The organism is Sphingomonas sp. AAP5 (assembly GCF_004354345.1).
In the GTDB taxonomy this organism is placed as follows: domain Bacteria; phylum Pseudomonadota; class Alphaproteobacteria; order Sphingomonadales; family Sphingomonadaceae; genus Sphingomonas; species Sphingomonas glacialis.
This window is the reverse complement of record NZ_CP037913.1, coordinates 2,107,021-2,121,580: the sequence shown is the minus strand read 5'-3', so window position 1 is coordinate 2,121,580 and position 14,560 is coordinate 2,107,021. Positions and strand designations below refer to the sequence as shown.

General features: G+C 68.0%; 8 protein-coding genes. 6 read left to right on the top strand and 2 right to left on the bottom strand.

The annotated features are described in order from the left end of the window. Positions 1-144 precede the first annotated feature (144 nt). Positions 145-3,207, bottom strand: coding sequence for a TonB-dependent receptor domain-containing protein (locus E2E30_RS09770; RefSeq protein WP_133189337.1), 3,063 nt, complete (start codon positions 3,205-3,207; stop codon positions 145-147). Between the two features lie 171 nt (positions 3,208-3,378). Here E2E30_RS09770 and E2E30_RS09765 point away from each other — a divergent pair, with 171 nt between their 5' ends. The 6 genes from E2E30_RS09765 to nagE are packed head-to-tail and all read left to right on the top strand — an operon-like array spanning position 3,379 to position 11,620. Continuing rightward, positions 3,379-4,386, top strand: a complete 1,008-nt coding sequence (locus E2E30_RS09765) for a N(4)-(beta-N-acetylglucosaminyl)-L-asparaginase (protein WP_133192031.1) — start codon at positions 3,379-3,381, stop codon at positions 4,384-4,386. A 10-nt stretch (positions 4,387-4,396) separates the two neighbouring features. Continuing rightward, positions 4,397-5,152, top strand: coding sequence for a copper homeostasis protein CutC (locus E2E30_RS09760; protein WP_240698905.1), 756 nt, complete (start codon positions 4,397-4,399; stop codon positions 5,150-5,152). 50 nt (positions 5,153-5,202) lie between these two features. Continuing rightward, entirely contained in the window at positions 5,203-6,237 is a 1,035-nt protein-coding gene (locus E2E30_RS09755; protein ID WP_133189335.1) for an SIS domain-containing protein, read from the top strand. Continuing rightward, positions 6,234-7,391, top strand: coding sequence for an N-acetylglucosamine-6-phosphate deacetylase (gene nagA, locus E2E30_RS09750; protein ID WP_133189332.1), 1,158 nt, complete (start codon positions 6,234-6,236; stop codon positions 7,389-7,391). The genes E2E30_RS09755 and nagA overlap by 4 nt, the downstream gene beginning before the upstream one ends. A gap of 27 nt (positions 7,392-7,418) precedes the next feature. Next, a complete protein-coding gene (gene ptsP / locus E2E30_RS09745; RefSeq protein ID WP_133189320.1) occupies positions 7,419-9,914 on the top strand; it encodes a phosphoenolpyruvate--protein phosphotransferase in 2,496 nt (831 codons plus the stop codon). Further along, positions 9,911-11,620 carry an N-acetylglucosamine-specific PTS transporter subunit IIBC gene (gene nagE / locus E2E30_RS09740; protein ID WP_133189318.1) on the top strand — a complete coding sequence of 570 codons (1,710 nt, stop codon included), beginning with the start codon at positions 9,911-9,913 and terminating at the stop codon, positions 11,618-11,620. Before ptsP ends, nagE begins: the two co-directional genes overlap by 4 nt. 1 nt (position 11,621) lies before the next feature. On the opposite strand, the gene galA is transcribed toward nagE, so the two are convergent. Beyond that, positions 11,622-14,522, bottom strand: coding sequence for a beta-galactosidase GalA (gene galA, locus E2E30_RS09735; RefSeq protein ID WP_133189316.1), 2,901 nt, complete (start codon positions 14,520-14,522; stop codon positions 11,622-11,624). Positions 14,523-14,560: the final 38 nt, after the last annotated feature.

The window sequence follows — 14,560 nt, the reverse complement described above, 5'->3', positions numbered from 1 at the left end:
CGCAGGCGGGTAGCGACTTGCGGCGATCGGCACGACGAGCGGATACGCTCGATGGGGTACGAGGTTCGGTGTCCTGACGGACTGCCGTCCACGTGATCAATACAGACGAAGTGTAGGGGCGCTCGCACGCCCCTACACCGATCGTCAGAAGTTGGCGGTGAAGCCGATCGCGATGTTGCGGCCCAGGCTGTCGTAGCGCGCCGGGATGGTGTTGCTGCGCGCGAGGCTGATATCGTACGAATTCGGCAGGATCGGCGCCGATTTGTCGAGCAGGTTGTTCGAGATGAGACGCAGGCTGTAGCGCTTGGCGATGTTGAAGGTCAGCGCGAGATCGAAATAGCTGATTGGAGCGATCCGATAGAAGGTCGTCTGCGCGCGGTCTGGCGTGCCGCCGATTGCAGGATCGCCCGAATTGTTGGCACTCGTCAACGAACCCACATAGCGCCAGTTGAACGAGGCGTTGAACACGCCGTTGGGCGTGGTGTAGGTCGTGCGCAGCCCGTGGCTCCACTTCGGCAGCAGCTGGCTGCAGCCATTGCCATAATAGCCCGCGCAGTTGCGCTGCGGCTGGAGCGGCGAATCCTGGCCGCCGGCAAAGGTGGTGAGCGAGCCGTTGAAGCTCATGTCGAGCTTGCCGACCGAGCCGAGGCGCACGCCGTACTGCCCCTGGAAATCATAGCCGCGCGAGATCGAGAAGTAATAATTGGTCGTGCCCGCGCGAATGAAGCCGCTGGTCGGATTGGTGTTGGCAGTTGCGTACAAGGTGCCATTGGCGGCGCGGACGATCCCCGAGCAGAAGAACGGATCGCCGTTCGAGCGCATGCAGCCATCGGTGTAATAGCTGTCGTCGTTATAGCCGAGCGAGTTGTTGATCTTGATCCGATAGCGATCGACCGACAGGACCAGGCCAGGAATGAAGCTTGGCTTGAGGATGATGCCATAGGTCTGGGTGTAGGCGGTCTCGGGACTGGCGGTGAAGCCGCCCGACCGGACCGTGCACTGATTGTCCGGGCACAGCAGCAGCGCGCTGCCATACAGCGCGTCGGACAGGCCAGTCGCGCGGCACACCGCCTGCGACGCGAGCGGTGCGGTGGTGGTGATCGTCTGGCCGGGACGCGCCGGATCGGCGATCAGGCGCGGGACGGGCGCGCAGAAATCGTTCTGCGAGCCGCCCTGCTTGCTGAAGTTGATGTTGGTCGCCTGATACGTCTCTGTCACCGTCGGCGCGCGCTGCGCCTTGTTGAACGAGGCGCGCAGCACGATGTCGCGGACCGGTGAATAGAGGCCCTCGAGCTTCCACGTCGTGAATTTGTCGGGATTGGTATTGTACTTCGACAGGCGGAAGCCGCCATTGACTTGCAATTGCTCGATGAACGGCTTGTGCTGGACGAGCGGCGCCTGGAGCTCGATATTGCCTTCCCAGACATGCTGGCTGAGGTTCGAATCCGACCCACCGTAATCGGCGCGGAACGCCGCGTTGCCGACCGAGGTCAGGCGGTCCTCGCGATATTCGACGCCCGCCGCGAAGGCGAGACCCTGCTCGGCGAAGGGCGAGGTGATGCCGTATTTGCCAAGGTCGCCGGTCACGTTGGCGAGCACGTTGGTCAGGGTATTGACCGTGCGCTGCTTTTCGGGATCGACGCCACCCGAGATGAAGTTGACGAACGCCTGGTTGGCGTTGCCCGCGCTGAACGCGTCGAACGGAACGCAGCCGGCCGCCGCGCCGACCGCGCAGGTCGGCGTGCCGCCTACGTTGACGACGTTGAGCGCCTGGTTGATGCGACTGAAGTTCGGCAGCGTTGCCGGCATCCAGTCCTGCTGGTTGCGCGCATAGACGCCGCCGACGTCGTAGGTCCACGCCGTACCGATCTTGCCGCGGACGCCGCCGGTCGCACGAATGCCGGTGTTGATATAGGTATCGACCAGATCGGGCGCGTTAAGACGATAGCGAATGTCGAGCGGGACCAGCGCGCTGGTGCCCGCCGCCGCGCCGCACAATGCAGTCGCCTGCGAGCCTGACAGATACGGGTTGTTGCAGTTTACCTGGTACGGCGTCGAGCCATAGTTGTTGTAGGCGAAAACGCGCGTCGGGACATTGTTGGTCGACTTGTCGCGGAACCACAGGCCCGAACCGTACAACTCGATCTCGGGCGACAGCTTGAGTGAGGCGAAGCCACCGGCATTCACGCGCTCGTCGGCGCGCTGATACGAATAGTTGTCGTACGGGTTGGCGGCATTGTTGGGGCCCGGGCCGTACGGCACGAAGGTCCGCGTGCCATCCGGATTGTTGATATAGGCGGCGCCGTTGTTCGCGCCCGAACGCGGCGAAATGTAGCCGCTCTTGGAATAGCTCGACAGCGAGCAGCTGAGCGGGCCGTCCTTGCCGGTCTGGATGAGCTGGCACGCCGAGGTCGAACGGTTGCCATAGGGGACGAGGTCGGCGTGCTTGTAGTTGACGAAGCCCGACACCTTCAGCTTGTCGTCGAACAAGGCGGTGCCGGCGGTGAGCGTCAGGTCGGCGCGGCCGCCATCGGTGACCATCCCGGTATTGGTCGGGAAGCCGTTCTTCTGCGCTTGATCGGTGACGATGTTCGCGCGGTTGATATGGTTGTAGAAATTATAGTTGGCGTCGACGCGGATGCCCTTGAAGTCGGGCTTCAGGATGAAGTTGACCACGCCCGCGACCGCGTCCGAGCCATAGACCGACGAGGCGCCGCCCGTCAGCACGTCGACGCGCTCGATCAGCGAGACCGGGATGATGCCGGCGTCTTCGCCGTTCTGCGTGCCGAGCCGCTTGCCGTCGACCAGGACCAGCGTGCGCTCGAAGCCGAGGCTGCGCAGCTTGATGCGCTGGCGACCATCCGAATCCTGGTAGTTCTGCTGGCTGTCGGGCGAGATCTGCGGAAGGCGGTTGAGCACTTCCTCGATGTTGCTCGGCGACTGTGCCTTGATGTCGGCCGAGGTGACCGACGTGATCGGTGCTGCTGCGGTGATGTTGGGACGCGATGGGATGCGTGTCCCTGTGACCGTGATGTCGGCGCCGGTTTCCTCGGGCGCGGCCTGGCCGGTGATCACCGCGGTGCGGGTCGCGGTCGACTGGTCTTGGCTCGCGGACGAATCCGCTGACGTTTGTTGCGCGAACGCGGGGGTCGCCAAGACCAGTGCCGCGCTCAGCGCGCCCAAGGATACGGAATGTCGGAACACCATGGAGCTTCCCCTAATTCGACCAGCAGCGCGCATTTTGCGTCACCACATCTGGTCAGTAGGTTCTATTGGAATTGCTAGTCGGTCAATACCTAAATGATACCAGACCGAACCTCTTTTGACATTTATGTGGCATGTGGCATGATCGCATCATCGGAAGCGAAGGGGAACGGCATGACCAGTAGAAGATCATTGCTTGCGATGGTTGGCGCAGCGGCCGGCGCCTGGCCCGCTGCAAAGGTGCTAGGGGCGACCGGTGCTGGCGCGCCCGCAAGTGCACAGATCGTGTCGACCTGGGATTTCGGCGCCGCCGCCAATGACGCGGCGTTCGCGCGGCTGCGGCGTGGCGGCTCGCTGCTCGATGCGGTCGAGGCGGGCGCGATGGTGCCCGAGGCCGACCCCAACAATCACTCGGTCGGCTATAGCGGCTATCCCGACCGCGATGGCCATGTGACGCTCGACGCGGTCATCATGGACGACACCGGGCAAGTCGGCGCGGTCGCCGCGCTCGAGGATACGATGCACGCCATTTCGGTCGCGCGACGTGTGATGGAGAAGACGCCGCACACGCTGCTGGTCGGTGCCGGCGCGACGCGCTTCGCCAAGGATCAGGGTTTTCCGCAACAGACGCTGCTGACCCCCGAATCCGAGAAGGCGTGGCGCGAGTGGCTCAAGACCGCGCACTATAGCCCGCAGGCGAACAGCGAGAATGCGCCCTTCCACATGCCTGGCGGGGCGCTCGATCATGACACGATCGGCTTGCTCGCGCGCGATGCGCGGGGCCGGCTGGCGGGCGCCTGCACCACCTCGGGCATGGCGTTCAAGATGCGCGGGCGGGTCGGCGATTCGCCGCAGGTCGGCAGCGGGCTGTTCGTCGAGGCGGGCGTCGGCGGCGCGACGTCGACGGGTCTCGGCGAAGAAGTGACTCGTGTCGCGGGCAGCGCGCGGGTGATCGCCTCGATGCGCGCCGGGCGCTCGCCGCAAGCGGCATGCGAGGAGGTCGTGCGCCACATCGCCACCCTGCGCGGCGCTGCGATCCGCGGCGTGCAGGTCGGATTCCTCGCGCTCGATCAGCGCGGAAATGTCGGTGCCTTTTGTTTGCTGCCGGGGTTCACCTATGCCGTGACCGACATGGCGGGACATACGGTGATCCACAAAGCGGCGTCGCTGTTCCAGGCATAGGCGGCACAGAGTGAAGGACCGGGTCATGCTCGAAGTGTGCGTCGAGACCGTCGCCGGAATCGGCGCGGCGGTGGCGGGTGGTGCCGATCGGATCGAACTGTGCGCGGCGCTGTCGGTCGGGGGGCTCACGCCGCCAGGTTCGCTGATCCGTGCGGCGGCAGAGGCGCCTTTGCCGGTTCATCTCCTGGCGCGGCCGCGCGCGGGCGGGTTCGTCTATGGTCCGGCCGAGCAGGCGTTGATTGCCGGGGATATGCGCGATGCTGCCGAGGCCGGGCTTGCGGGCGTGGTGATCGGCGCGTCGACCCCGGACTATTGCCTCGATACGACGCTGCTGGCGCAGTGGATCGCACAGGCGCGCGCGCTTGGCGCGGCGCGGGGCGTGCCGCTGTCGCTCACGCTGCATCGCGCGTTCGATCTGGTGCCCGATCCGGCGGCGGCGCTCGAGCAAGCGATCGCGCTCGGGTTCGATCGGATCCTGACCTCGGGCTGTGCGCCGCGCGCGATCGACGGCGTGGCGACGCTCGCCGCGCTGCAGGTGCAGGCCGCAGGGCGGATCGTCCTGCTTGCCGGGAGCGGGGTCACCCCCGCGACTGTCCCGGCGCTTCTCGCGACCGGCATCCGCGAAGTCCACGCCTCGGCGCGGACGCTCCACGATGTCGCCGAGGAGCTTCCCGAACGGCGTTTCGGCTTCCTCGGTCCGCAAGCGGGCGACACCGATGTCGCGCAGGTTGCGGCGCTTGCTGAAAAGTTGCGGTCCGCCTCTTGAGTAATACCAATATACAACCTATCCAGCCTGACCTCGCAGATGGATCGGGCATGCACGAAACCAAGTCTCCACAGCCTGCGGGCGCCACGCTGATGTTCCAGGAGGCCGCCGACGCGGGCAACGCGGTTGCGCGGATGCTCGCCGCCAATGCTGAGACCTTTGCCACGCTCGGCGCGCGCTTGCGCGACGCGCCGCCGGCAGTTGTGGTGACGTGCGCGCGTGGCTCGTCCGACCATGCGGCGACCTATGGCAAATATCTGATCGAAACCTGTCTCGGCGTGCCGGTCGCCTCGGCCGCACCGTCGGTCGCCTCGGTCTATCATGCCCCGGCCGCTGCAGGGCGGGCGCTGTGCATCGCGATCTCGCAAAGCGGGCGGAGCACGGACCTGCTGAGCACGGTTGCAGCACAGCAGGCAGCCGGCGGCCACGTGGTGGCGCTGGTCAACGATGTGGAATCTCCGCTCGCGCAGATGGCGGATACGCTGGTGCCGCTGTCGGCCGGGGTCGAGCGGTCGGTCGCAGCGACCAAATCGTATATCGCCGCGCTCGCCGCGCTCGCTGCGCTGGTGGCGGCGTGGCGCGAGGATGCGGCGTTACAGGACGCTGTCGCGCGGCTGCCTGAGGCGCTGGCGCACGCCTGGACGCTCGATTGGCCCGAGGCCGCGGCGATGCTGCGGCCGGCGACCAACCTGTTCGTGATCGGTCGCGGGCTGGGGCTCGGCATCGCGCAAGAGGCTGCGCTCAAGCTCAAGGAAACCTGCGGGCTGCATGCCGAGGCGTTCAGCGCCGCCGAAGTGCGCCACGGTCCGATGGCGATCGTCGGCGCGGGTTTCCCGATCCTGGCCTTCGCCACCTCGGACCGGGCGGGCGACGATGTCCGCGCCGTCGCGGCCGAATTTACCGCGCGCGGCGCGAACGTCGCGCTGTGCGATGCCGCCGCGGCGCCCGCGCTGCACGGTCATCCCGCGATCGAGCCGATCCTGATGATCCAGCGCTGCTATCGCATGGTCGATGCGCTCGCGCGGGCGCGCGGCTATGATCCCGACGCGCCAAGCCACCTCAGCAAGGTAACCATTACGCTATGACTTCGCATTCGTTCGTCAACGGTCATATCGTCACGCCGCGTGGGGTGCTCAGCGACGCGATGGTCGACGTCGAGGGCGGTATCATCGTCGCGATCGTCGACCGCGCCGGTCCAGGAGCGATCGATCTCGACGGCGGTTGGCTGATGCCCGGCTTCATCGATACACAGGTCAATGGCGGCGGCGGCGTCCTCTTCAACGACGCGCTGAGTGTCGAGGGCATTGCCGCGATCGGCGATGCGCATCGCCCGTTCGGCACCACCGCGTTCCTGCCGACGCTGATCAGCGATACCCACGAAGCGATCGCGCAAGCGCTCGACGCGACCGACGCGGCGATCGCGGCGGGCGTACCGGGCGTGCTCGGTGCGCATATCGAGGGCCCGGTGATCAACATCGCGCGCAAGGGGATCCACGATCCTCGGCATTTCGGTGCGCTCGACGATGCGCTGATGGCGCTGCTGCTCAAGCCGCGGCGCGGCCAGGTGATGGTGACGCTCGCGCCCGAGCTGGCGCCGGCCGATCGAATCGCGGCACTGGCGCGGGCCGGCGTGCTGGTCAGCCTGGGACATAGCGACGCGACATACGCCGAGGCGACCGCTGGGTTCGCCGCCGGGGTGACCGGCGTGACGCACCTGTTCAACGCGATGTCGCCGCTGGTCCACCGCGCACCGGGCGTGGTCGGTGCCGCGCTCGACGACAGCTATGTCTATTGCGGGCTGATCGTCGATGGCTTCCATGTCGACGATGCCGTGTTGCGGATCGCGCTGCGCGCACGACCGGCCGACCGGATGATGCTGGTGTCGGACGCGATGCCGTGCGTCAACGCGGCGACCAAGAGCTTCGTGCTGCAAGGGCGCGAGATCCATGTCGAGGGCGGGCGCTGCGTCGGCGCCGATGGCACGCTCGCCGGGTCGGACCTCGATATGGCGGCGGCGGTGCGCAACACCGTGGACCGCCTCGGCGTGCCCGCGGAACGAGCCGCGGCGATGGCGGCGACCAATCCCGCCGCATTCCTCGGCCTGTCGCGCGAACGCGGCACGATCGCGACCGGACGCCGCGCCGATTGGGTGCAGCTTGACGCCGGTCTCCATGCAGTGACGACGGTCATCGCCGGCGAGATCGCCGCGCACGCTCCGCCGCCACTCGTTTCGGCCTGAGTACGACCCACCTTTCTAGGAGAGACCATGGCGCCGATCCTGCTGTTCGCACCGCTGCAAGGCTGGGTCACTGCGCTCGAGGACGTTCCCGACGCGGTGTTCGCGGGCCGGATGCTCGGCGTCGGGATCGCGATCGATCCGACCGGTACGTGCCTGTTCGCGCCGTGCGCCGGGCGCATCGTCGGCTTGCAGGCGACGCACCACGCGGTGACGCTCGAAGCCGATAACGGCGCGCAGATTCTGATCCATCTCGGGATCGACACCGTCGCGCTGGGCGGGCGCGGTTTTACCCCGCGTGTCGCGGTCGGCGATGTGGTGGCGGCGGGCGATCCGCTGATCGACTTCGATCTCGACCTGCTGGTGCGCGAAGCGCGCGCGGTGGTGACGCCGATTCTGCTCGTCGAGGGCGCCGGGATCACGGTCGAGCGCACCGCCGATATCGGCCTGATCGAAGTCGGCGCGCCGTTGATGACGCTGCGCGGTGGTCTCGGCGAGACCTTGGCCACCGATGCGACGGGGCCGACCGAGACGCGCCTGCTCCGGATCGCGCTGCCGCACGGCATCCACGCGCGCCCCGCCGGACGGATCGCGATGCTGGCGCGCAGTTTTGCGGCGACCATTACGCTCGAGAAAGACGGGCAGGGGGCTCCGGCGACGAGCCCGACCGCGCTGCTCGCACTCGCCATCGGACGGGGCGATACGGTGCGGTTGATCGCGAGCGGGCAGGATTCGCTGGCGGCGCTCGATGCGCTGGTCGGATTGATCGAGAGTGGGATGGAGGAGCCGGTGGCGGCACCGACAGCGCCGGCCGCGGTCATGCCCCGCGACGTGCCCGACGGCGCGTTGGCCGGTGTCACCGCTGCGCCCGGCATCGCCATCGGGACGGTGCGGCATCACCGTGCGGTCGACCGCGAGGTTGCGCTCGAAGGCAATGGCATTGCTGCCGAGGAAACCGCCTTCCGGGCCGCACATGCCGCGCTGACTGGTGAGCTCGCCGACCGATCGGTCGCGGCGAACGGCGCGGCGCGCGCCATTCTCGACGCGCATGCCGCGCTGCTTGGCGATCCGGCGTTGCTCGATCCGACGCACGCCGGGATCGCGCGTGGCGAAAGCGCCGGCCATGCCTGGCGCAGCGCGATCCGGCCGCAGGCCGACGCATTGCGCGGCGGCGGCGATGCCCGCCTCGCCGAGCGCGCGGATGATTTGCTCGATCTGGAACGACAAGTGCTGGCCCGGCTCGCCGGGGCGGAGTCGGGCACGGTCGAATACCCCGCCGGGACGATCCTGCTTGCCGACGATCTGATGCCCTCGGACTTCCTTGCGGCAGGCGCAGGGCTGGCCGGGCTGTGCGTTGCCAAGGGCGGGCCGACCTCGCATGTCGCGATCCTCGCCGCGGCGACGGGCGTGCCCGCGCTGGTCGCGATCGGTTCGGCTTTGCAGGGCGTGGCCGAGGGCACGCGCGTGATCCTCGATGCCTCGGCCGGCCTGTTGCACACCGCACCCTCGGCCGAGCAGTTCGCCGAAGCCGAACGCGCACAGGCCGTTGCCGCAACGCGTCGCGCCGACGCGCTCGCGCGTGCGCATACGCTGTGCCACACCGCCGATGGCGTGCGGATCGAAGTGGTCGCCAATCTCGGCCATCGCGCCGAGGCCGCTCCGGCAGTGGCGAACGGTGCCGAAGGCTGCGGGTTGCTGCGCACCGAATTCCTGTTCCTCGAACGCGCGACACCGCCAAGCGTGGCCGAACAGACCGCCGAGTATCAGGCGATCGCCGACGCGCTCGATGGGCGACCCTTGATCGTCCGGTTGCTCGACATCGGCGGCGACAAGCCCGCGCCTTATCTGCCGATCGCGCCCGAGGAAAATCCGGCGCTCGGCCTGCGCGGTATCCGCGTCGGATTGGCGCATCCCGATCTGCTCGAAGACCAGTTGCGCGCGATCCTCGCGGTGCGGCCGATCGGCCAGTGCCGGATCATGCTGCCGATGGTGGCGCGGATCGAGGAACTGCGCGCGGTCCGCGGCGTGCTCGACCGGCTTCGTGGCGAACTGGCGATCGCCGAGCCCGTTGCGCTCGGCATCATGGTCGAGACCCCGGCGGCGGCAATCACCGCTGACCTGCTCGCGTGCGAGGCGGATTTCCTGTCGATCGGCACCAACGACCTGACGCAATATACGCTGGCGATGGACCGCGCCAATCCGGCGGTGGCGAGTGCGCTCGACGGGCTCCACCCCGCGGTCCTGCGGCTGATCGGCGAGACGTGTCGGGGTGGCGCGCGCCATGCGCGCTGGACCGGGGTGTGCGGCGGGCTCGCTTCCGATCCGCTCGCGGTGCCGATCCTGCTCGGGCTCGGCGTGACCGAATTGTCCGCGACCCCGGGTATGATCCCGACGATCAAGGCGCTGGTCGCCGGCCTGACGCTCGCCGCGTGCCGCACGCACGCCGCGCAAGCGCTTGAGTGCACCTCGGCCGATCACATCCGCGCGCTCGCGCGCGCCTTCGCCCCCCAGGAGATGCCGGCATGAAATCGATCCTCGGCGCGCTCCAGCCACTCGGTCGGGCGCTGATGCTGCCGATCGCCGTTCTGCCGATTGCCGGGCTCCTGCTGCGGCTCGGCCAGCCCGATCTCCACGGCCTGCCGTTCATCGGCGCGGCGGGGCAGGCGATCTTCGCGCATCTCGGGCTGCTGTTCGCGATCGGCGTGGCGACCGGTTTTGCGCGCGACGGCAATGGCGCGGCGTGCCTCGCCGGCGTGACCTGCTTCCTTGTGACGACCGAGGCGGGCAAGACCTTGCTGAGCGTTCCGCCAGAGGCCGCCGCCGGGTTCACCGGTGCGTCGATCGATCTCGCGGTCACGGCGTGGAAGGCCAAGGTGATGGCGCGGCTCGACGTTCCGATCGGCATTCTGTCGGGGCTGGTGGGTGGCCTGTTCTACAATCGGTTCGCGACGATAAAGCTGCCCGAATATCTTGCTTTCTTCGGTGGGCGCCGTTTCGTGCCGATCGTGGCGGGGCTGGCCGGGTTGCTGCTGGCGATGGTGGTCGGCTTCGGCTTTCAGACGATCAGCGGCGGGATCGACGCGCTGAGCTTTGCCGCGACCAGCGCCGGGGCGCCCGGCGTGTTCGCGTTCGGCGTGCTCAACCGGCTGCTGCTGGTGACCGGGCTGCATCACGTCCTCAACAACGTCGCTTGGTTCGTCGTCGGCGACTGGCACGGCACGACCGGCGATTTGCGGCGTTTCTTCGCCGGCGACCCGAGCGCGGGCAGCTTCATGGCGGGGTTCTTCCCGGTGATGATGTTCGGCCTGCCCGCGGCATGCCTCGCCATGTACCACGCCGCCGCGCCCGACCGGCGCAAGGCCGTTGGGGGCATGCTGTTCAGCCTGGCGCTGACCTCGGCGTTGACCGGGGTAACCGAGCCGATCGAGTTCAGCTTCATGTTCCTCGCGCCATTGCTGTATGTGATCCACGCGCTGCTCACCGGGCTGTCGATGGCGGTGATGGATCTGCTCGGCGTGAAGCTCGGCTTCGGTTTCTCGGCCGGGCTGCTCGATTATGTCCTTAATTACGGCAAGGCGACGCGGCCGCTGCTGCTGTTGCCGGTCGGGGCGGTGTATTTCCTGCTCTATTACGGGCTGTTCCGCTTCTTCATCCGGCGCTTCGACTTGCCGACGCCGGGTCGCGAGCCGCTGCTCGGTACGCCGACGAGCGCGCCGCCGGTCGCGGCAGGCGGGCGCGGACGCGCGTTTGCGCAAGCGCTTGGCGGCAGCGCGAACCTCACCACGGTCAGCGCTTGCACGACGCGCCTGCGGCTGGTGGTGCGCGATCAGGCCGCGGTCGACGAGGCGGCGTTGAAGGCGCTCGGTGCGCGTGGATTGATCCGTCCCTCTGCGACCGCACTGCAAGTCGTGCTGGGCCCGATCGCCGACCTGGTGGCGGTCGAGATTCGCGACGCGCTGGCAATGGGCGACGTCGCGGCGGTGACGCCGGTGGCGGACGAGACGGCCCCCCTGGTGCTGTCGGACCAACTGATCGCGGCGCTGGGCGGTGCAGGCAATATCGCTGGCAGTTCACGGCATCATGGCCGGTTGCGGATCGCGCTCCGCAACGACGCCGCGGCCGATGCGGCGACGCTTGCCGCGCTTGGGCCGCACGGGATCGCGCGACCGGCGCCGGGGCTCGTGCATTTGCTGGGCGACGACACCGCGCTGGCCGCGCTGGTGGTCGGCTGACCTAATCAGCGGCCAGCGTCACCGGGCCGAGCAGCCCCGACGCGGTGTCGCGGTCGGCCTGGACCAGCAGCACGATGCGGCGACGCCCCGCGCCAGCGGGCATCCGGCCCGTTAGCGCAGCGGTTCCCGGGCCCTTGTCGGCGACGCGCTGCCCGTCGATCCACAGCTCGGCGCGCCCCGCGACCGACGCGAAGCGCAGCGTGCCGCCGCCAGCCGCCACCGCGCGCCATGGCTCGACGGACGCGCGATAGAGCTGCCAGCCGCCGGCCGCGTCAGGCGGGGTTGGCGTTCCGGCGCGGACGAACGCCCAGCTGTTATTGTCGCCATCGGCCGGCGCCAGATCGGGCGAGGGGCGCTCGGCGAAGCGCATTGAGCGCCGCCACTGCGCAATCCGCTGCGCGCTTACCGTCACCGCAGCTTGCGGCGGCGGCGCGATGGCCAGGCGGTCGATCGACAGCCGCGCGGGCTTCAGGCCGTCGGCGCGCGCCTCGACCAGCACCCGCCCGCGCCCGACATCGGCGCGGACGATCAGCTGCGCCAGCCCGTTGAACAGCGACCGTGCGCCGGCATGCGCGGCGGACTGCTCGGGCTCGTGGCAGTTGGGGTCGCCATTGCCGAGCCCGATGATCGCTGCACCCTGTACCGTGAAATCGACCGGGAGATTGGTGGTCGGCACATGGCGCCCGTGCGCGTCGATCGCATCGACCGTGATCGGCTGCACATCCTCGCCATCGCCTGCCATCACGCTGCGCGCAGGCGTCAGCCGCAGCGCCACCGGCGGCCCGGCGGTCTCGTGCGCAGCCCGTGCGACGATCCGCCCGCTGCGCCGCGCGACGACGTCGATCCGGCCGGGGGCATAGGAAACCTTCCAGCTATTGCCGAGGAAGCGGTCGACCGGCTGCGTGCCGAGATCGCGCCCGTTGAGGCTGAGCGTCACCTGTTCGGCATTGCTCATCACCACGACATCGATGCTCTGCCCCTCACGCCCCGGCCAGGTCCAATGCGGGGCGAGGCTGACGACGGGCGCATCGTCGATCCATTGCGCGCTGCGCAAGCCGAAGGCGGTCTTGGGGAAGCCGCACAAATCGAGGATGCCGAACACGCTCGACGTGTTAGGCCAGTCATAGGGCGTCGGTTCGCCATGATAATCGAAGCCGGTCCAGACGAACCCGCCCGCGACGAACGGGCGATCGGCGATCATCTTCCAGCTCGGCCCATGCGGTGCGCCCCAGCCTGCCGCCTCGCGGTCATAGGACGTCGCGACATGCGCCTTCGGGTCGCTCTCGAACGCGCCGCGCGTCTGATAGGCGCTGGTGTCTTCGGTGCTGATGATCGGCTTGGTAGGGACCAGCCGATGGTAGACGTCATATTGGTCCTGATAATAATTGAAGCCGGTGACATCGACTTCGGTCGAAGTGCTGACCGGATCGTTGAACGCGCCGTTCATTGCGACCGTCACCGGCCGCGCAGAGTCGAGCCGTTTGAGCGTCGCAACCATCCGCCGCGTCATTTCGACGCCCTGCGGTGTCGATTTGAGCGGTTCCTCGTTCCACAGCGTCCAGATGATGATGCTGGGGTGGTTGCGATCGCGCCGGACGAGCCATTCGAGCTGCGCCTTATAGTCGGGTGACGGGTTGAAGTGGCGGTTCTCGTTCATCACGAGCATCCCGATCCGGTCGCAATAGTCGAGCAGTTCGGCGGTCGGCGCATTGGACGACATGCGCACCGCATTGCAGCCCATCGCCTTCAGCCGTTGCAGCCGCCAGTAGAGCAGAGCATCGGGCATGGCAGTGCCGACGCCAGCGTGATCCTGATGGATGCACACGCCTTTGATCTTCACCGCACGATCATTGAGGAAAAAGCCCTGCGCGGCATCGAAACGAATCGTGCGGAAGCCGATCGGGATTTGCCGCAGATCGACCACGGTGCCCTCGCGCAGCACGCGCACGCGGACGGTGTAGAGCGTCGGCGTCTCGACCGACCACAGTTTTGGATCGCCGACGTCGAGCGTCAGCGCGGCATCGACCTGGTCGAGCACCGGCACGCTCACGGCGACGCTTGCGTGCGTCACTTCGCGGCCATCGGGGTCGAGCAGCGCGGCCTCGATCGTTACCGCCGCCGCTGCGCGCTCGATATTGCCGAGCGTCGCCACGACGGGAACGTGCCAGCGCCCCGCGGCATCGCGGCGCGGATCGCAATAGACGCCGTCGCTGACGATCGCGACCGGCGCGCGGCGCACCAGCCACGCGTGGCGGTAGAGCCCGGCGCCTTCATACCACCAGCCTTCCCACGCGCTCGCATCGACGCGGATCGCGATGACATTGGGCTCGTCTCCATAGGTCGCGAACGGCGTGATGTCGGCATGGATGCTGGCATAGCCTGACCAGCTATGCGCGACGACGCTGCCATTGACCGAGATCGTGGCATTTGTCGCGATTCCGTCGAACTGCAGCTCGATCGTCTTGCCGCAATCTGCGGGGTCGAGCAGCAGCGTGCGGCGATACCAGCCGATCCCGCGAGGGCGATAGCCTTGCGAGACGTTCGCGCTGGGCACGTATGGTTGCGCCGCCGCCCAATCATGCGGCAAGCGCACCGCGGCCCAATCGCTATCGTCATACAGCACCGCCGCCGCGCCGATCGCGTTGCCCGCCATCGCCGAGAGATAGGTGTCGTTATGGCTGGCGGGCGCCGGCACGGGAATGTCGCCTTCGTGGAACCGCCAACCGAGGTCGAGCAGCATGCGCGCCGGATCCTGTTGCGGCAGCCGGGGTGGCAGCCGCGTTTCGGGTTGCGGCATCGGGAAACCGTCGGTCTGTTTCGGCACGGCGGCAGCTGCCACGCCGGGAACGGCGCGCAAGGCACTCAGGCCCGCGCTGGCGAGCAGAAGCTGGCGACGGTTCATGGCAATACTCCGGGGAGGGAAAGTCGGCTCGCGAACCC